We start from the raw sequence: 16,726 nt of genomic DNA, 5'->3' as shown, positions 1-16,726 counted from the left end.
CGAGCGTGACTGCGACGATGTCGCAAATCTGTCCTAAAAGGCGGCGGCGCCCGAAGCCGCTATCAGATCGCAGGAGAGGCGAAGGCCGATCCGGTCATGGCAAAGGTCGCCAGTTCTGGCGGCTAGCCGCAGTTCAGCCGGCGCGTCCGCCCGGAGACGGGCCTGTCCTGTCGGATCGACGCGTGTCGGAATGGCGGTCCACAAGGAGGGGCGGCTGACGTCGATCGCGGAAATATCGGCTCTTTCGCCGCCTATGGCCGTGGCAGCGATCGCCATTCCACCTGCCGTCAAAGCAAGTGAAAGCGCAATCTGCAGACCGAGATCTGCGGCCTCGCGAGGGGAAACGAACATAGCGGCCTCATGCTGCGGATTAGCGTTTCGTGTGCCTAAGGCAGACAGTGGCAGCGATCCAGCGGCTTGGCCGGTTAAGGTTTATGCGTAACCATGCAAGGCCAGCGTGCAGGTTTTTCCTAAATTTTGGAACAATGCCTCCGTGGGCCAGTTACCCAACGGTCATCCAAGATGAAAATCAAAGGAGGATATCCTCATGACCAGATCTCTTATCGCCGCTTCGCTGCTCGCGATCGGCATGGCATCGTCGGCCTTTGCCCAGTCGAACCCCGATCCGATCGGGCCGACCAATGGCGGTTCGACCGATCCGAGTTCGGGTAACTATTCGTCCGATTACACCAACAGCGACAATGGCATCCGTCCGGTGCAGGTCGCCCCGGTCGATCCGACCACGACACAGAGCATCGGCCGGCCCCAGACGATGGAATGCCCCGGCATGCCGCAGCAGAATTCAGGCGTCGACACCCGTGGCGGTCAGAGCGGCGCATCGATCAGCGAAGCCTGCCGCGAATACGACAACTGAGCAGGCCATCGCCCACTTTGAGAAAGGCCGGTTCACGCCGGCCTTTTTCATGTCTTCGGCTGAAAATTTGATCCGGCCATTCCGTCGATTCGTAGCAGCGTCAATGACACGAGCGGAGACGGCTTCTTGGCAGCGGGCGAGACAAAACCTGTCATACTGTGGTTTCGCAAGGATTTGCGCCTTGACGACAACCAGGCTCTTGGGGCCGCTCATCGTTCCGGGCGACCGATCATCCCCCCTCTATATCCGCGAGCCGACGCCCGCGGGCACAGGTCCGCTCGGTGCCGCTCAGGCTTGGTGGCTGCATCATTCGCTGGAAGCGCTGGATATGTCGTTGCGCAAGCGGCAGGGACGGCTGGTGCTTGCAAGCGGCGAGGCGCTCGAGGTGCTGCGTGGCGTCATCAGGAAGAGCAGCGCAGACGCCGTTTACTGGAACCGGCGCTACGACCCGTCCGGAATGTCGATCGATGTTCGCATCAAGGCTGAACTGGAAAAGCAGGGGATCGAAGCAAGGAGTTTCACCGGCCAGCTGCCGCACGATCCGTGCCGGCTGGTGACCGGCAAGGGCACCCCCTACCGGGTCTACACGCCGTTCTGGCGCGCACTGGAGAGTGCCGGCGAACCAGGATCACGTCCTGGAGATCGGCTGCGGTTGGGGCGGTTTTGCCGAATTCGCAGCCGGCGAGCTGGACTGCAAGGTCACCGGGCTGACGATCAGCCGGGAGCAGCTCGCCTATGCCGAAGCGCGCATCGAAAAGGCAGGTCTTGGCGATCGCGTCAAATTTCGTTTTCAGGATTACCGTGATGAAGCCGGGCTCCACGACCGGATCGTCTCGATCGAAATGTTCGAGGCTGTCGGCGAAAAATATTGGCCGTCCTATTTCTCCAAGCTCCGGCAATGCCTGAAGCCGGGCGGCAAGGCCGGCCTGCAGATCATAACCATCCGGCCTGAAGCCTTCGACCAATATCGCAGCAATCCCGACTTCATTCAGAAATACGTCTTTCCCGGCGGCATGCTGCCGACGCGCAACCACCTGGCCGATCTCGCCGGCAGGGTCGACCTGTCACTGGTCAGGGACTTCAGCTTCGGGCTCCCCGTACGCTTGCCGAATGGCGCGAGCGCTTCCGGTCGGTCTGGGAATGCATCCGCCCGATGGGTTTCGACGAGCGCTTCAAGCGCTTCTGGGAATTCTATCTGTTCTATTGCGAAGCCGGTTTCCGGGCCCGCAATATCGATGTGCGCCAGGTGGTGTTCTCGCGCAGCTGATCATTCCGCCGGATGCGGTGTCGCCGGTTGGTGACCTGCCGATGACGGCCGTTCGCGCCAGCCGGTCAAGCGGTTCACCAGCGGGAAATAAGCGCCGTAGGGAAGCAGACGCGCAAGCTTCAGCATCGTGGTGAAGCGCCCGGGGAACGTGATCTCGAAGGCTTGCAATTTCAGTCCGGCTGCGATCTGCCGGGCAGCCTCCTCGGGCGACACCAGCGCCGGCATCGGCAAGGCGCTCTTGCCTGTCGCCGGGGCATCGATGAAGCCCGGGCTGACGAGTTGGATGCGGATGCCCATCTTGTCGAGATCGAACTTCAGGCTTTCGGCCATGTTGATCAGCGCCGCCTTGGTGGCGCCATAGGCCGCCCCCGTCGGCAGGCCGCCATAGCCGGAAACGGAGGAGACGATGGCGATCTGCCCCTGCCCTTTCGCCTTCATATGGCGGATCGCCGGCAAGAGACAGTTGACGACGCCGGAAAGATTGATGGCGAAGCTCTTTTCGAAATCGGCGCGGTGCAGGTCCTCGGCATGAACAGGCAGATAGATGCCGGCATTGAGGATCGCCATGGCGAGCGTGCCGTGCTCGTATTCGATGGAGGCCATGGCATGTTCCATGTCCTCTGCATCGGTGACGTCGCCGTCGAGAACGACGATGCTGCCGTCAAGGCCGCTGGCCTCGGCCTGCAGTTCGACCAGTTTCTCATGGCTTTTGGCGGTGACGGCGACCTTGTATCCCTCGCCGGCGAGCTTCAGCGCAAGCGCCCGGCCGATGCCGGAACTCGCGCCCGAAATCCAGACAATTCCATGTTCGGGACGGGCGATGAAATCACGCATGACATGTCCTCCGGCTCTGCCTGACCAACACGACAACGGGTCCGGAAGTTATCATCTCCTCCCGGATTTACGGCTCTATCACACCATTGTGGCTGCTTTCAGCCGATCAGGTCGCCGATCATCTGACGAAGGGATCCGGTGAGCTTGACCGGCCCGTCGGAAACGACAAAGGCGATGCAGGGCCGGGCCTTTTCGGCGACCGGCCGATGCTCGACCGTCTCGTCGGCGATGGAGATGTCACCGGGACCAAAACGGCCGCGTTCATCGTTGAAGGCGCCGTCGAGGATCAGGATCAGTTCCAGGCCTTTATGGGTGTGGGCCGGTAAGGCACGGCCCGGCCGGATCCACATCAGGCTGACCTCGCAACCTTCCATGTCGAACGAATAGTCCTTGAAGCCGGGCAAGCGCCTGCGCCAGGGCACATCCTCGGCGTCGAAGCCGAGGAGATCGCGCAAAGCCTGGGGAAACGGCGCCCTTTTGGCCACCTTTTTGGAAACATAGTATTCCGAAGCAGAAGGCATAGAGGAAAATATCGCCGCAAGCCGCTGGTCGCGATCGGCTATGGCGGCTTCCGGTGTGCTTTCAAGGGCTTCCCCGGCCAAAAGCTCGAGGCTGCTCACCAGGTATCGATTGTCCGGCTTCATTTGCAGATGGGATCGAACGAGCACCCGCGCCGGCTCGGGCAAGGAACCGGCGACGTAATGCGCCATCAATGTGTCGATCGTATCGATCTGCTCGTGAACCATGTCGGTTTTGGTCACGCCCTGTTGCTGCGCCCCGCTTCGCTTTGTCATCATCCGTACGGGTAAAGTCAATCTTCGGATCACCGCGCAACCGCCGGATGGCGGGTGATGGGCCTTTTCGGGCAGGGAAAGCGAAATTTTGTCGTGGCCGACAGCGGCATGGAATAGCATTTCTTGCCAACACAGCCTTGTGAAGGGAAAAGACCGTTCTTAAAGTAAGAGTTCGAAAGAGGCAGATTCCATGACCTTCCATCCCTCCGTCCTCGAAGCCATCGGCAATACGCCCCTGATCAAACTCAAGGGCGCCTCGGCGGCAACCGGCTGCACCATTCTCGGCAAGGCGGAGTTCCTGAACCCCGGCCAGTCGGTCAAGGATCGTGCCGCGCTCTTCATCATCCGCGACGCCGAGCGGAAGGGGCTGCTTCGGCCCGGCGGCGTCATCGTCGAAGGCACGGCCGGCAATACCGGCATCGGCCTGACGCTGGTCGCCAAGGCCCTCGGCTACCGCACCGTCATCGTCATCCCGGAAACGCAGAGCCAGGAAAAGAAGGACGCGTTGAAACTGCTCGGCGCCGAACTCGTCGAAGTGCCCGCCGTTCCCTACAAGAACCCGAACAATTACGTGAAGGTGTCGGGGCGGCTTGCCGAACAAATGGCGAAGAGCGAGCCGAACGGAGCCATCTGGGCGAACCAGTTCGACAACGTCGCCAACCGGCAGGCGCATGTCGAGACGACCGCGCCGGAAATCTGGAAGGACACCGACGGCAAGGTCGACGGCTTTATCTGCTCCGTCGGCTCCGGCGGCACGCTGGCAGGTGTCGCGGCCGGCCTCAAGGCTTTCAACGCCGACGTCAAGATCGGCATCGCCGATCCCGACGGCGCCGCTCTCTATGAATTCTACCAGAACGGCACGCTGAAATCCGAAGGTTCATCGATCACGGAGGGCATCGGCCAGGGCCGCATCACCGCCAATCTCGAAGGCTTCACGCCGGACTTTTCCTATCGGATCTCCGATGCCGAATCCCTTCCCTATCTTTTCAATCTCGTCGAAAATGAAGGCCTGTGCCTCGGCGGCTCGACGGCGATCAATATTGCCGGCGCCGTCAATCTCGCCCGGGATCTCGGACCCGGTCACACGGTGGTGACAATCCTCTGCGACTACGGCAACCGCTATCAGTCGAAACTCTTCAACCCGGATTTTCTGCGGTCGAAGGGGCTGCCCGTTCCGGGCTGGATGGCTAGGTCCTCCGACATACACGTTCCCTACGAACCCGTGTGATACCCATGCCCGTCAATGCCCTCTATCGTGACGACTTCTATCTCTCCACATGCGAGGCGGTCGTCACCGCCGTTCACGACGACGGGGGCATCGAACTCGACCAGACCTGCTTCTATGCGGCGTCGGGCGGCCAGCCCGGGGACACCGGACAGCTTGAACGCGCCGACGGCAGCAAGATCGTGCTCGGCCAGACGAAACATGGCGCGAGCAAGGATATCATCATCCATGTGCCGCTCGACAATGAGCCGCAGCCTGAGATCGGCGAGACACTGGTGCTGCATGTCGATTGGCCGCGCCGCTACAGGCTGATGCGCATGCACACGGCTTGCCACCTGCTGTCGGTCATCTGCTCCTATCCGATCACCGGGGCCGCTGTCGGCGAGGAAGAAAGCCGCATCGACTTCGACATGAGCGAGACGATCGATAAGGACGAGGTCACGGCGAGGCTGATGGAACTGGTAGGCCAGAACCATCCGGTCTACCTGCAATGGATCACCGACGACGAGCTTGCGGCCAATCCTGATATTGTCAAATCGAAGAATGTGCGCCCGCCGATCGGCCTCGGTCGTGTCAGCCTCGTCTGCATCGGCGAAAACTCCTCGATTGACAGCCAGCCCTGCGGCGGCACACATGTCTCGGAAACGCAGGAAGTCGGCCAGATCCATATCGCCAAGATTGAAAAGAAGGGCAAGGAGAACCGGCGCTTCCGTATCCGCTTCGGCGCGCCCGGCGAAGAAGCCTGACAGGGGAGAGCATAATGACTGAGAGCAAGAGCCGTTTCGTCGTCTCCGCCGACTGGCTGCAGGCCGAGCTCGGCAAACCGGATCTGCGTGTGCTCGACGCATCCTTCTATCTGCCGGCGCAGAAACGCGATGCCGATGCCGAATATGCTGCCGGCCATATTCCCAGCGCCATCCGTTTCGATCAGGACAAGATCGCCGACCATTCGACGTCGCTGCCGCACACGATCCCCTCGCCCGACTATTTCGCCACCGAAGCCGGCCGCCTCGGCATCAGCGAGAACGATCGCATCGTCGTCTATGACGGCATTGGCCTGTTTGCCTCGCCGCGAGTGTGGTGGCTGTTCCGGGTGATGGGGGCAAAGAACGTCTTCGTGCTCGACGGCGGTCTCGACGGCTGGAAGGCCGAGGGGCGTCCGCTCGAAACGACGACGCCCGGCCATGCGCCGGCGACGTTTACGCCGAACTTCGATGCGAGCCGCGTGGTGACGCTCGATACCATGCGCGACATCGTCTCGAGCGGCGCGATGCAGATCGCCGATGCCCGCAGCGCCGGCCGCTTCGCCGCCACCGAGCCCGAGCCGCGGGCCGGCATGCGCTCCGGCCATATGCCCGGCGCCCGCAGCCTGCCCTCCGGCGTCTTTGCCAACCAGGGCCGGTTCAAATCATTGCCCGAACTCCGCCAGACGATCGAGGATGCCGGCATCGATCTTTCTAAGCCGGTCGTCACCTCCTGCGGCTCGGGAATCACTGCGGCGATCATCACGCTGGCACTGGAATCGCTCGGCCATCAGGACAACAAGCTTTACGACGGCTCTTGGAGCGAATGGGGAAGCCGTGACGATACGCCTGTCGTCACCGGCCCGCCGACGCCGGTCAAAGCTTGACCGCCATGGGAAAGACGCCCGCTTCGCTCAAAGCGCACATCACCCGTCTCGAAATGACGGCGCCACCAAAAGCCAGCCTGCCGGTGCCGGTCAATATCCAGACGGCGATCATGCGCGCGCCCGGCATCCCGCTGCCCTTCTACCGCTATCTCTACCGACAGGTGGGCGCGCGCTGGCAGTGGGTGGACCGGCTGCGCATGAGCGACGAGCAACTGGCGGAAATGCTGACCGACAAGCGCAACAATATCAGCGTCCTCTATGTGAACGGCGCCCCGGCCGGCTTCTATGAATATTTCTGTGAGGACGAGGATACGATCGAACTCAGCCATTTCGGCCTGATCGAACATGCACTCGGCCTCGGCATCGGCAAGTGGTTTCTGCTGCAGGCGCTTTATGCCATCTGGTCGCTCAATCCGAAGCGGGTCACCACCACAACAAACAATCTCGACCACCCGCGCGCGCTGCAGCTCTACCAGATGTACGGCTTCTCCCCGGTCTCGACCGGCACCGGCATCGTCCGGCCGCTGAGTGACAAGGAGCTTCTGGAGCTGGCGCGGAAAAGTTGAGGATTATCGCGGACGGCGGACTTCATGTTGACAGTGTCTGTCAGCAGCGGTGTAGATAATCCGTAAGCCGCCGGTTTCTGAACCCGCCGCCATCTCACCGTAGAGCCCTGCTATTCTGCCGTTGGCTGGGCCTCAATCCAATCCGATCGGAGCAGGTCCCGAGATGAAGCCGCACCACCGCATTTTCTTCATCCAGTTTGCTGTCGCCCTTTCCGTGGGTGCCTTCCTATCGCGACTGCCTGATCTTCAGCGCAAGTTCGGTCTCACCGAGGGCGAACTCGGGCTTTTGCTCGCTGTCATGTCATTGGGGGTTCTTTGCGGGCTGACATTTTCGGTGAGGATAATCGAGAGGTTCGGTGCGCGCACCACAGCTTTCGTCACGGTGTTCGGTGCATCCTTGTTTTTGTCGCTGATCTCCTGGATGCCTTCAGCGCTATCGGCAATGCCTCTGTTCTTCATCGCCGGTCTTTTCACCGGGGCGTTCGAGATCAATGCCAATATCGAAACCGACCGACACGAGGCTCTGCTTGGTTACCGCATCATGAGCCGCGCTCATGGCATGTGGAGCCTCGGTTTCTGCATGACTGCCCTTATCGCCGCCGGCATGCGGCAAGCCGCCATCTCCATCGAACTCCACACCTTCTTCGTCCTCCTGACCGTCCTCATTTCAGGTTCCGTCGTTTTCTCGAAGATCGAGAACGCGCCTCCTCGGCAGGACGCGCACTCCGGAGAAATCCCGCTCATCGCTTTTCCCACAATGGGGCTGTTGTCCCTTTGCCTGATAGGCGCAGCGCCACTTTTGGCTGAAGGCGCGAGCGTCGACTGGTCAGCGATCTATATGCGTGACGTCTTTGCGGCCGAACCCTTCATCGGCGGGCTCAGCGTGACGATATTCTCCCTGTGCATCGCCATCGGACGGCTCGCAATGGACCCTGTGATCGACCGCTTCAACCCACACCCGGTCGCAATAGTCCTTCTCGGAATCGTCGTCGTCGGGCTTGTTATGGTCGCGACGGCGGCACATCCGGCCACAGCACTCATAGGCTTCGGCCTGACCGGCATCGGCTGCTCATCGGTCTATCCGCTTGCCATCTCGGCTGCGGCCCGCCGCACGTACCGGCCGGCTCCGGTTAACGTCGCGGCCCTTGGGCAGACGACCTTCCTCGTGTTTTTCGCCGGCCCGCCCCTGCTTGGTTTTATTGCCGAATATTTCGGCATCCGCATGTCCTACTGGGTGGTGGTCCCCGTAATGGTCACCGCGCTTCTTGTCATCAAGGCGCTTTCCGCGGTTCCGATGCCGGCCACAGCAGAGCCGCAACCTGTGCAGACCAACGGTTGATACACCGGATGTGCTGCGGTGCCGGGCTTCAGGGTCGGATCGGTCGCGCGGGCCACAGCAGCTAACGCCGCGTCAGGCTGCTTGGTCGGCGTGGATCATTGCGGCGCTCGAAGTCGAGCGTACGGCCCGACAGCTCCCTAAGTTCCGCCACCTCCCGGCGCAAGGCCCTGAGTTCCTCCAATATTTCGGCGCTCTGCTGCGCCAGCAGCGCCAAATCGACTTCAGCCATGGCAACTCTCCTTTGACGATGCAGCGTGGCAAGAAACGGGTGGCTTATACAATGATACGAATGCACTTCATGGCAACCACAAAGGAGATTTGCCATGACCGCCATTTGCTTTGCCGCCATGCCGACCATCGACGCCGAGCATCTCTGGAGCGGCGGCCGCGATGCTTACGACAGGCTGCCTGAGACGATCATTTCCGACGGCCCGGGTCATCCCTGCCGCCACTGCCTTGAGAATATCGATGAGGGCGAGGAACTGCTGGTTTTCGCTTATCGGCCATTCCCGGAGTTGCAGCCCTATGCCGAAACCGGCCCGATCTTCCTGCACAAGCGGCCTTGCAAACGCTATGCTGCCGAGGAGATCCTGCCGCCGGTGTTGACGACGAGTCCGGACTTTATTCTCCGCGGCTACAATGAAGACAACCGCATCGTCTATGGCACCGGCGCGGTGACCGTGATCGACGAAATCGCAGCCTATGGCCAAAAGCTGCTGGCACGGCCGGACGTCGCCTATGTCCACGTGCGTTCGGCACGCAACAACTGCTTTCAGTGCCGGATTGACAACATAGAGGCGCCGGCCCTTGCGGAAATCGGCGCCTTGACCTGACCTTGAGTGAGGAAGCTTACGCTACGTTCAGCACGCTCTCGGGCGCGAAGGCTTCGTAGCCGAGGGCTTCGGCGACCGGCTTGCTGGTGATGCGGCCCTTGTGCACATTGAGGCCGTTTCTCAGGTGCTTGTCTTCGGCAATGGCGCGCAGGCCGCGATCGGCGAGCGCCAGGCCATGAACCAGCGTGGCGTTGTTCAGCGCGTGCGCCGAGGTGACGGGCACAGCGCCCGGCATGTTGGCGACGCAATAATGCACCACGCCGTCGACTTCATAGGTCGGATCGGAATGAGTGGTTGCATGCGAGGTCTCGAAGCAACCGCCCTGGTCGATGGCGACGTCGACGATGACGGAACCCTTCTTCATGCCGGACAGCATTTCGCGCGTGACGAGCTTCGGGGCAGCGGCCCCGGGAATGAGCACGGCGCCGATGACGAGGTCGGCCGAGAAGACCTCCTCCTCCAGTGCCTGGATGCTGGAATAACGGGTGTGCACACGGCCCGCAAAAATGTCGTCGAGCTGGCGAAGGCGCGGCAGCGATTTGTCGAGAATGCTGACATCGGCGCCGAGGCCGGCGGCCATTCTGGCGGCGTGCAGGCCGACAACGCCGCCGCCGATGACGGCGACCTTGGCCGGCAGCACGCCGGGTACGCCGCCGAGCAGGACGCCGAGACCGCCATTGGCTTTCTGCAACGCGGTGGCTCCCGCCTGGATCGACAGGCGTCCTGCCACCTCCGACATCGGCGCCAGCAGCGGCAGGCCGCCGCGCTCGTCGGTCACCGTCTCATAGGCGATCGCGGTGACGCCGGAGGCGATCAGACCCTTGGTCTGTTCGGGGTCGGGTGCCAGATGCAGATAGGTATAGAGAAGCTGACCGTCGCGCAGCTGCGCCCATTCGGCGGGCTGCGGCTCCTTCACCTTGACGATCATGTCGCACTTTTCGAAGATATCCTTGGCGGAGGCGGCGATCTTCGCGCCAGCCGCCGCGTAGGCAGCGTCATCGGCGCCGATGCCGGCGCCCGCCTTGGTCTCTACCCAGACCTCGTGGCCATGGGCGACGTATTCGCGCACCGAGGCCGGCGTCAGGCCGACACGATATTCATGGTTCTTGATTTCCTTCGGGCAACCGACACGCATTGGCGTTCCTCTCCATTTCCTCTCCGCAGCCGCGGATCTCCTCGGACGATGAATCCAACCATCAAGGGCGTGAAATGTCCTTGCAAAGACGATTTGCGCGGAAGGGATTTTTCGATGATTGTTGCGTGTATCTCCTTTTTCTTCGAAGGGTCTGCGAATGACTGATCTCGACACTATCGATCTTGCGATTCTCAAGGTCTTGCAGGCCAATGCCCGGATCACCAACGCCGAGCTTGCCGAAAAGATCGGGCTGTCGCCTTCGGCCTGTTCGCGCCGGCTCGACATACTCGAAAGAAGCGGTGTCATCGGCGGCTATCATGCGCGGCTTTCGCACAAGGCGCTCGATTACAAGATGATCGCGATTGTGCATATCTCGCTGTCCGGCCAGTTCGCCAAAACGCTGGCGGAATTCGAAGCCGCTGTGAAACTCTGCCCAAACGTGCTCGTCTGCTACCTGATGTCCGGCGAATACGACTATATCCTCAGGGTCGCCGCCCGGGATCTCGAGGATTACGAGCGCATTCATCGCGACTGGCTGTCGGCGCTTCCGCATGTGGTCAAGATCAATTCGAGCTTCGCACTCAGAGAAATCATCGACAGGCCGAATGTGGGACTTTGAGGCCTTGCTTATTTGCCGAAACGCTGCCCAGACTTTCGGGGCTCGCGGACGTTTTCCCCTTTACGGCATATCATGACATCGAAGACCCACGGTTATATTTTCGCCCTGCTGGCGACCACCATCTTCTCTTTACAGGACGCCATCTCGAAACATCTGGCGTCGACTTATCCGCCGATCTTCGTGACGATGATCCGCTACTGGGCCTTCGCGCTGTTCACGATCGTCCTCGCTTCGAAAATGCGCGGCGGCCTCCAGGCGACGGCCCGCACAAAACGCCCGCTTCTTCAGGTGGTGCGCGGCGTGCTGCTGGCCGTCCAGGTGGTTCTGGCCATCACCTGCTTTTCCGTAATCGGCCTTGCCCGTTCGCAAGCGATCTTTTCCGCGACGCCGATCCTGATCGCGCTGCTGTCGATGCCGATCCTCGGCGAGCGGGTTGGATGGCGACGGTGGACGGCGATCGGCGTCGGGCTTTGCGGGGTGCTGCTGATCCTGAAGCCGGAAGGCGAGTTTTTCGACGTGAAATTGCTTCTCGCCATTCTTTCCTGCTTCAACTTCGCCTTCTACGTCATCGTCACCCGTTTCGTCAGCCGCGACGATTCGTCGATGACCAGCTTCTTCTATACCGGCGTTATCGGCGGCATCACGATGACGCTCGTCGGCCCGTTCTACTGGAGCTGGATGTCGCCGGGCGACTGGGGCTGGATGGCGCTCGTCTGCATCACCAGCATTTCCAGCCACTATTTCCTGATCCGCGCCTACGATGTTCTCGATGCCGCCGCCGTGCAGCCGCTGACCTATCTGTCACTGGTCTACGCCTCGATCATCGGTGTGACGATCTATGACGAAACGCTCAGTCTCAACACGGTCATCGGCTCGGTCATCGTCGTTGCCGCCGGCATCTTCACCATCTGGCGCGAACATGTGGTGGGGCGCAGGGCGGCGGCCGCCAACTGAAGTTTCACTGCAATTTTAGCCAAGCCCCTAAAACCATTTCAATTTTCCGTCGCTATGCTCCCCTCGCGTTTCAAAGGGAGACAGTATGAGCAGCAACTTGAAAATCACGGCACGGAAGGCGGATCGGAAGAATTGCCGCGTCTTCGGCAGTGTCAAATATCTGAACAGCCAAGTGGATGTGCGAATTCTCAACCTGTCGGCGACCGGCGCCGCGCTGGAGACGAAGACGCCGCTCCATGCCGCTTCCGGCAGCAAGGTGCGCATCGAAGCCGAAAACCTCGGAATGCTCGAAGGCATCATCCGCTGGAAGCACAATGGCCGCGTCGGCATCCAGTTCGACGTGAATTCGAATGCGCGGGCGCAGGTCTCCTCCTATTTCCGCTTCTTCCATCAGGAAATACGCCCTGTGCTGGCGGTGCGCCAACTGAGAGCCGCTACCAACGTCGAGCGCCCGCTTCGTTCGGCGACAGTGACGCTGAAGTCTTAGGACAGCACCGCTTCTGCAGCAAAGGAACGACTGACATCGTTCCAGGAGCTGCTGGTTGACATTGACGTCGAGCTCAACAAGAGCCTTGCGTCTGCCGCAGGCTAAGGTCGATGGTCCCGATGTCGATGGCGCCACCCGATGACGACCCTGTTCATGATCCCGCCCTCGATGGATTTGAGCCGGAGTGCCGCACTATACATTGCATTTTCAGATCGCGCCGCCCTTGCTAGCGATTGTTTTGCCGTCCTGTCATTTTGGCAGTGTACTCCTCGCCAAATCGTCCGTAATTCTGACGGGCCGGACGATGCATGATCCCATAGGAGAGTTCCATGTCTTCCATTTTTGATGTCGGTCTCATGAGCCGCCGTTCCCTGCTTGGCGGTCTCGCCGCGACTTCCGCCCTGGTGCTGCTGCACCCTTTCAGCGCCCGTGCCAACGCCAATCAGGCGCATCTGCGGCTGATGGAAACGACCGACATTCACGTCAACGTCTTCCCTTATGACTATTACGCCGACAAGCCGAACGACACGATGGGCCTGTCGCGCACCGGAACGATCATCGACAATATCCGTGCCGAAGCGGCCAACTCGCTGTTGATCGACAATGGCGACGTGCTCCAGGGCAATCCGATGGGCGACTACATGGCCTATCAGCACGGCATGAAGGACGGCGACGTCCATCCCGTGATCAAGGCGATGAACACGCTCGGCTATACGGTCGGCACGCTCGGCAATCACGAGTTCAATTACGGCCTCGACTTCATGTTCAAGGTCCTGTCCGGCGCGAACTTCCCCTTCGTCTGCGCCAACCTGACCAAGGGCCAGCTCGCCTCGGATCCCAAGCAGGACGATCTCTTCTTCAAACCCTACATCATTGTCGAAAAGCAGATCAAAGACGGCGCTGGCAAGGAGAGCCCTGTCAACATCGGCTTCATCGGATTCGTACCGCCGCAGATCATGCTCTGGGACATCAAGAACCTCGAAGGCAAGGCGCAGACCCGCGACATCGTCGAGGCCGCCAAGGCCTGGGTTCCCGCCATGAAGGAAGCCGGCGCCGATATCGTCATCGCACTCTCCCATTCCGGCATCGACGGAGCGGCACCGTCCGAAAAGATGGAGAATGCCTCGCTGCATCTCGCCGCTGTCGAGGGGATCGATGCGATCTTCACCGGCCATCAGCATCTCGTCTTCCCCGGCCCGAAGAGCTGGGACGGCATCGCCAATGCCGATCCCGTCAAAGGCACGCTGCATGGCAAGCCCGCCGTGATGGCCGGCTTCTGGGGTTCGCATCTCGGCCTCATCGACCTGCTGCTCGAAAAGGACGGCAACAGCTGGAAGATCGTCGATTTCACCTCGGAAGCGCGGCCGATCTACCATCGCGACGACAAGAAGAAAGTGATCGCCGACTACGCCGACAAGAAGGACGTGGTCGAAGCCGCCAAGGCCGAGCACGAGGCGACACTCGCCTATGTCCGCACGCCGGTCGGCAAGACCTCCGCACCGCTCTATTCCTATTTCGCGCTGGTCGCCGACGATCCTTCAGTGCAGGTCGTCAGCCAGGCGCAGACCTGGTACATCAAGCAGATGCTGGCCGACACCGAGTACAAGGATCTGCCGGTGCTTTCGGCCGCAGCTCCCTTCAAGGCCGGCGGCCGCGGCGGCGCCGACTATTATACCGATGTCCCGGCCGGCGATATCGCCATCAAGAACGTCGCCGACCTCTATCTTTATCCGAACACGGTGCAGGCTGTCGCGATCACCGGCGCCCAGGTGAAGAACTGGCTGGAAATGTCGGCCGGCATGTTCAATCACATCAACGCCGGCACCAAGGATGCGCCGCTGCTCAATAGCGACTTCCCGTCTTACAATTTTGACGTGATAGACGGCGTTACATACCAGATCGACCTGTCGCAGCCGCCGAAATATGATTCGTCCGGCAAGGCGATCAATCCGGATGCCAACCGTATCCAGAACCTAGCCTTCGACGGCAAGCCGATCGATCCGGCCCAGAAGTTCGTCGTCGTCACCAACAATTATCGCGCCGGCGGCGGCGGCAGTTTCCCGGAGATCGCTGCCGACAAGGTGATCTTCCAGGCGCCGGACACCAACCGCGACGTCATCGTCCGCTACGTCCACGAGCAAGGTACGATCAATCCGTCGGCCGATGCGAACTGGACCTTCAAGCCGCTGCCGGGCACGACGGCGACCTTCGAAAGCGGCCCGAAGGCGAAGCAGTTCCTCGCTGCGGTCAAGAGCGTCAAGATCGAGGAGGCCGGCGACGGGGCCGACGGATTCTCGAAATTCAGGCTGGTACTTTAAGCAAAAGTATTCCGACGAAGGCGCGGCTCCGCGCCTTCGTCATTCGGCCGCGAGCGGTGGAGCGGTGTCCCGCAGTTCCGCCATCTCAGCATGAAAATCGGCCTGGTTCGGGCAATAGGAAAGCCGCGTGCGGAAGGCATCGATCATCCAGCTGGCGGCCGGTCCGGGCGGGTTGGCGAGCTGGCGCATCGAATAGATGCCATACTCACCCTGTTCATAGGCATCCAGGTCGAGGTGGATGAGCGCGCCGCTGCGCAGATCGTCATGGATGATGGACGCCGGAAGACCGCCCCAGCCAAGGCCGGCCTTGATCAGCTGGTGCTTTGTCGCGATATCGCTGACGCGCCACGTCTTGTAGGACAGAACGTTGAAATCCCGCCCCTTTGTGCGGCCCGACGCGTCGGTGACGACGAGTTGCACTTCCTCGCGCACGTCGCCGAGCGTGAGCGGCCGGTCGATCGCGGCAAGCGGGTGGTTGGGCGCGGCAACGGGCAGCATGAAGGAATGGCCGATCCGTTCCGTGACCATCGAATCGTCCGGCTTGAGCACCGCGCCGCCGATGCCGATCGTTGCCTTGCCGCTCAGAACGAGATCCATGACCATTCCGAGTTCACCGACATTGAGGTTCAACGAAACGGTCGGGTATCTTTCGCGGAATTCGTGCAGCACGTCCACGACCGCCTGCGATGGCACCATGACGCTGATGGCGACGGAAACCTCGGCTTCGAGGCCCTCCCTCAGGCTCTTGACGCGCGCCCGCATGACCTGAAGGTCGCCGAGAATGCGACGCGCATCCTCGAGCATCGCCTTGCCCGACTCGGTCAGCTTCGGCTGGCGCGCGCCGGACCGCTCGAAAAGCGGCATTTCAAGCTGCGCTTCCAAATTGGCGATCGTATAGCTGACGACCGACTGTGCCCGGTTCAGCGCCCGCGATGCGGCCGAAAAGCTGCCCGTTTCGGCAACGGTCAAGAACACCTGCAACTGGTCCAAAGTCGGGTTCGGAAGCATCTTCCATCCATTCCATCGATAATTTCGATCGACATTATCACCGTTTTTTCGATAGCGGGCCAGACTTATTTTCCTCCTCGACACCGCCGGCTCACCTCCCAGCAACGAGCCGTCAAATTCCATTCGAAAGGAAATGCAGCATGTCGTCCATCCTCCTTCTAACGTCCAGCCCGCGCGCTGAGTCGCTCTCGACCCCGATCGCCGCTGATCTCGCCGAAAAGCTGAAGAACCAGAAGCCGGGCAGCGTCGTCGTTCGCCGCGACCTGGCAACCAACCCGCTGCCGCATATTGATGACCTCTTCACCGGCGCCATCCGCAAGCCGGCCGAGGCCCGCACGGCGGAAGAAGCCGCCGCCGTCAAAACCTCCGACGAACTCGTCAACGAACTCTTTGCCGCCGACACCATCGTCATCAGCACCGGGCTCATCAACTTCAACATCTATTCGTCGCTGAAGACCTGGATCGACAACGTCGCCCGCGCCGGCCTGACCTTCAAATACACGGAAAGCGGTCCGGTCGGCCTGCTCACCGGCAAGAAGGTCTATGTGGTTCTGGCCTCCGGCGGCGTCTATTCGCAGGGACCGGCTGCTCCCTTGAACCATGCCGTGCCGTACCTGAAGTCGGTTCTCGGCTTCCTCGGCATCACTGACATTGAGACGATCTATGTCGAGGGCCTGGCTTTCGGCCCGGAAGCTGCGGAAAAGGCCATTGACGCCGCCAAGTCGCGCGTCGAGGAAATCGCGCTCGCAGCCTGATCGGCTCTTCGATGTTCCGTGGACGGCCGGCCTTCGCCGGCCGTTCCTTATTTGTCGATACTGCCGACGAAATTGCGGATCATCTCGA

The 16,726-nt window shown here is 61.0% G+C and carries 18 protein-coding genes and 2 pseudogenes; 14 read left to right on the top strand and 6 right to left on the bottom strand.

Annotation, left to right across the window (positions count from 1 at the left end; all coding sequences use genetic code 11):
- Positions 1-33: 33 nt before the first annotated feature.
- Positions 34-351: a hypothetical protein gene (locus EFR00_RS02570; RefSeq protein WP_009990197.1), complete on the bottom strand. Its 318-nt coding sequence runs from the start codon at positions 349-351 to the stop codon at positions 34-36.
- 196 nt (positions 352-547) lie between these two features.
- On the opposite strand from EFR00_RS02570, the gene EFR00_RS02565 reads away from it, so the two are divergent.
- The 3 genes and pseudogenes from EFR00_RS02565 to EFR00_RS02555 form a co-directional block, all read left to right on the top strand.
- On the top strand, positions 548-874 hold the full coding sequence (locus tag EFR00_RS02565; protein ID WP_010038239.1) for a hypothetical protein: 327 nt from the start codon (positions 548-550) through the stop codon (positions 872-874).
- Positions 875-1,000: 126 nt separating this feature from the next.
- A pseudogene (locus EFR00_RS02560) lies at positions 1,001-1,499 on the top strand (deoxyribodipyrimidine photo-lyase); the annotation flags it as partial.
- A gap of 1 nt (position 1,500) precedes the next feature.
- Positions 1,501-2,141: pseudogene (locus tag EFR00_RS02555) on the top strand (class I SAM-dependent methyltransferase); the annotation flags it as partial.
- On the opposite strand, the gene EFR00_RS02550 reads toward EFR00_RS02555, so the two are convergent.
- Together EFR00_RS02550 and EFR00_RS02545 are read right to left on the bottom strand one after the other, a co-directional pair.
- Positions 2,142-2,975: an SDR family NAD(P)-dependent oxidoreductase gene (locus EFR00_RS02550; RefSeq protein WP_077993990.1), complete on the bottom strand. Its 834-nt coding sequence runs from the start codon at positions 2,973-2,975 to the stop codon at positions 2,142-2,144. It abuts the pseudogene before it with no gap.
- A 98-nt stretch (positions 2,976-3,073) separates the two neighbouring features.
- On the bottom strand, positions 3,074-3,736 hold the full coding sequence (locus EFR00_RS02545; RefSeq protein WP_245345070.1) for a ChrR family anti-sigma-E factor: 663 nt from the start codon (positions 3,734-3,736) through the stop codon (positions 3,074-3,076).
- Positions 3,737-3,959: 223 nt separating this feature from the next.
- Between EFR00_RS02545 and EFR00_RS02540 the strand changes: the two genes are divergently transcribed.
- From EFR00_RS02540 to EFR00_RS02520, 5 genes are all read left to right on the top strand, one after another.
- Positions 3,960-4,997, top strand: a complete 1,038-nt coding sequence (locus tag EFR00_RS02540; protein ID WP_009996396.1) for a cysteine synthase A — start codon at positions 3,960-3,962, stop codon at positions 4,995-4,997.
- Between the two features lie 5 nt (positions 4,998-5,002).
- The gene (locus tag EFR00_RS02535; protein ID WP_009996397.1) at positions 5,003-5,740 is read left to right on the top strand and encodes an alanyl-tRNA editing protein; all 738 of its coding nucleotides are present in this window, start codon (positions 5,003-5,005) and stop codon (positions 5,738-5,740) included.
- 14 nt (positions 5,741-5,754) lie between these two features.
- Positions 5,755-6,624 carry a 3-mercaptopyruvate sulfurtransferase gene (gene sseA / locus EFR00_RS02530; RefSeq protein ID WP_077993992.1) on the top strand — a complete coding sequence of 290 codons (870 nt, stop codon included), beginning with the start codon at positions 5,755-5,757 and terminating at the stop codon, positions 6,622-6,624.
- A 5-nt stretch (positions 6,625-6,629) separates the two neighbouring features.
- Positions 6,630-7,190 carry a GNAT family N-acetyltransferase gene (locus EFR00_RS02525; RefSeq protein WP_077993994.1) on the top strand — a complete coding sequence of 187 codons (561 nt, stop codon included), beginning with the start codon at positions 6,630-6,632 and terminating at the stop codon, positions 7,188-7,190.
- A gap of 163 nt (positions 7,191-7,353) precedes the next feature.
- Positions 7,354-8,529, top strand: a complete 1,176-nt coding sequence (locus EFR00_RS02520) for an MFS transporter (RefSeq protein ID WP_077993997.1) — start codon at positions 7,354-7,356, stop codon at positions 8,527-8,529.
- A gap of 61 nt (positions 8,530-8,590) precedes the next feature.
- Here the strand turns inward: EFR00_RS02520 and EFR00_RS34015 are convergent, their stop codons facing one another.
- On the bottom strand, positions 8,591-8,854 hold the full coding sequence (locus tag EFR00_RS34015) for a hypothetical protein (RefSeq protein ID WP_342588680.1): 264 nt from the start codon (positions 8,852-8,854) through the stop codon (positions 8,591-8,593).
- Here EFR00_RS34015 and EFR00_RS02515 point away from each other — a divergent pair.
- Positions 8,853-9,362, top strand: coding sequence for a DUF1203 domain-containing protein (locus EFR00_RS02515; protein WP_009989798.1), 510 nt, complete (start codon positions 8,853-8,855; stop codon positions 9,360-9,362). The two genes, EFR00_RS34015 and EFR00_RS02515, sit on opposite strands and share 2 nt — an antisense overlap.
- 16 nt (positions 9,363-9,378) lie before the next feature.
- On the opposite strand, the gene ald is transcribed toward EFR00_RS02515, so the two are convergent.
- Positions 9,379-10,497: an alanine dehydrogenase gene (ald, locus tag EFR00_RS02510; RefSeq protein WP_038688430.1), complete on the bottom strand. Its 1,119-nt coding sequence runs from the start codon at positions 10,495-10,497 to the stop codon at positions 9,379-9,381.
- Between the two features lie 157 nt (positions 10,498-10,654).
- Between ald and EFR00_RS02505 the strand changes: the two genes are divergently transcribed.
- The 4 genes from EFR00_RS02505 (at position 10,655) to EFR00_RS02490 (ending at position 14,875) form a co-directional block, all read left to right on the top strand.
- Positions 10,655-11,116 carry an Lrp/AsnC family transcriptional regulator gene (locus EFR00_RS02505; RefSeq protein WP_004672173.1) on the top strand — a complete coding sequence of 154 codons (462 nt, stop codon included), beginning with the start codon at positions 10,655-10,657 and terminating at the stop codon, positions 11,114-11,116.
- Positions 11,117-11,188: 72 nt separating this feature from the next.
- Positions 11,189-12,070 carry a DMT family transporter gene (locus EFR00_RS02500; RefSeq protein ID WP_077994000.1) on the top strand — a complete coding sequence of 294 codons (882 nt, stop codon included), beginning with the start codon at positions 11,189-11,191 and terminating at the stop codon, positions 12,068-12,070.
- Positions 12,071-12,155: 85 nt separating this feature from the next.
- Positions 12,156-12,557 carry a PilZ domain-containing protein gene (locus EFR00_RS02495; protein ID WP_009993080.1) on the top strand — a complete coding sequence of 134 codons (402 nt, stop codon included), beginning with the start codon at positions 12,156-12,158 and terminating at the stop codon, positions 12,555-12,557.
- A 329-nt stretch (positions 12,558-12,886) separates the two neighbouring features.
- Positions 12,887-14,875: a bifunctional 2',3'-cyclic-nucleotide 2'-phosphodiesterase/3'-nucleotidase gene (locus tag EFR00_RS02490; RefSeq protein WP_077994003.1), complete on the top strand. Its 1,989-nt coding sequence runs from the start codon at positions 12,887-12,889 to the stop codon at positions 14,873-14,875.
- Positions 14,876-14,914: 39 nt separating this feature from the next.
- Here EFR00_RS02490 and EFR00_RS02485 read toward each other — a convergent pair whose 3' ends face one another.
- Positions 14,915-15,883, bottom strand: a complete 969-nt coding sequence (locus tag EFR00_RS02485) for a LysR family transcriptional regulator (protein WP_039619310.1) — start codon at positions 15,881-15,883, stop codon at positions 14,915-14,917.
- A gap of 140 nt (positions 15,884-16,023) precedes the next feature.
- Here EFR00_RS02485 and EFR00_RS02480 point away from each other — a divergent pair, with 140 nt between their 5' ends.
- Positions 16,024-16,638 (top strand): FMN-dependent NADH-azoreductase, encoded by a 615-nt coding sequence (locus tag EFR00_RS02480; protein ID WP_039619307.1) that lies wholly within the window; start codon positions 16,024-16,026, stop codon positions 16,636-16,638.
- The last annotated feature ends 88 nt before the right edge of the window (positions 16,639-16,726 follow it).

This window comes from Rhizobium sophoriradicis (genome assembly GCF_003939025.1).
Classification (GTDB): domain Bacteria; phylum Pseudomonadota; class Alphaproteobacteria; order Rhizobiales; family Rhizobiaceae; genus Rhizobium; species Rhizobium sophoriradicis.
This window is presented reverse-complemented; position numbering and strand designations above follow the sequence as displayed.

Bases quoted from the DNA above. Each gene is read 5' to 3' on its own strand.
- EFR00_RS02520 (WP_077993997.1), top strand. From the start codon at position 7,354: ATGAAGCCGCACCACCGCATTTTCTTCATCCAGTTTGCTGTCGCCCTT.
- EFR00_RS02495 (WP_009993080.1), top strand. From the start codon at position 12,156: ATGAGCAGCAACTTGAAAATCACGGCACGGAAGGCGGATCGGAAGAAT.
- EFR00_RS02540 (WP_009996396.1), top strand. From the start codon at position 3,960: ATGACCTTCCATCCCTCCGTCCTCGAAGCCATCGGCAATACGCCCCTG.
- EFR00_RS02480 (WP_039619307.1), top strand. From the start codon at position 16,024: ATGTCGTCCATCCTCCTTCTAACGTCCAGCCCGCGCGCTGAGTCGCTC.
- EFR00_RS02515 (WP_009989798.1), top strand. From the start codon at position 8,853: ATGACCGCCATTTGCTTTGCCGCCATGCCGACCATCGACGCCGAGCAT.
- EFR00_RS02505 (WP_004672173.1), top strand. From the start codon at position 10,655: ATGACTGATCTCGACACTATCGATCTTGCGATTCTCAAGGTCTTGCAG.
- EFR00_RS02565 (WP_010038239.1), top strand. From the start codon at position 548: ATGACCAGATCTCTTATCGCCGCTTCGCTGCTCGCGATCGGCATGGCA.
- EFR00_RS02490 (WP_077994003.1), top strand. From the start codon at position 12,887: ATGTCTTCCATTTTTGATGTCGGTCTCATGAGCCGCCGTTCCCTGCTT.
- EFR00_RS02535 (WP_009996397.1), top strand. From the start codon at position 5,003: ATGCCCGTCAATGCCCTCTATCGTGACGACTTCTATCTCTCCACATGC.
- EFR00_RS34015 (WP_342588680.1), bottom strand. From the start codon at position 8,854: ATGGCAAATCTCCTTTGTGGTTGCCATGAAGTGCATTCGTATCATTGT.
- ald (WP_038688430.1), bottom strand. From the start codon at position 10,497: ATGCGTGTCGGTTGCCCGAAGGAAATCAAGAACCATGAATATCGTGTC.
- EFR00_RS02500 (WP_077994000.1), top strand. From the start codon at position 11,189: ATGACATCGAAGACCCACGGTTATATTTTCGCCCTGCTGGCGACCACC.
- EFR00_RS02570 (WP_009990197.1), bottom strand. From the start codon at position 351: ATGTTCGTTTCCCCTCGCGAGGCCGCAGATCTCGGTCTGCAGATTGCG.
- EFR00_RS02485 (WP_039619310.1), bottom strand. From the start codon at position 15,883: ATGCTTCCGAACCCGACTTTGGACCAGTTGCAGGTGTTCTTGACCGTT.
- sseA (WP_077993992.1), top strand. From the start codon at position 5,755: ATGACTGAGAGCAAGAGCCGTTTCGTCGTCTCCGCCGACTGGCTGCAG.
- EFR00_RS02525 (WP_077993994.1), top strand. From the start codon at position 6,630: ATGGGAAAGACGCCCGCTTCGCTCAAAGCGCACATCACCCGTCTCGAA.
- EFR00_RS02550 (WP_077993990.1), bottom strand. From the start codon at position 2,975: ATGCGTGATTTCATCGCCCGTCCCGAACATGGAATTGTCTGGATTTCG.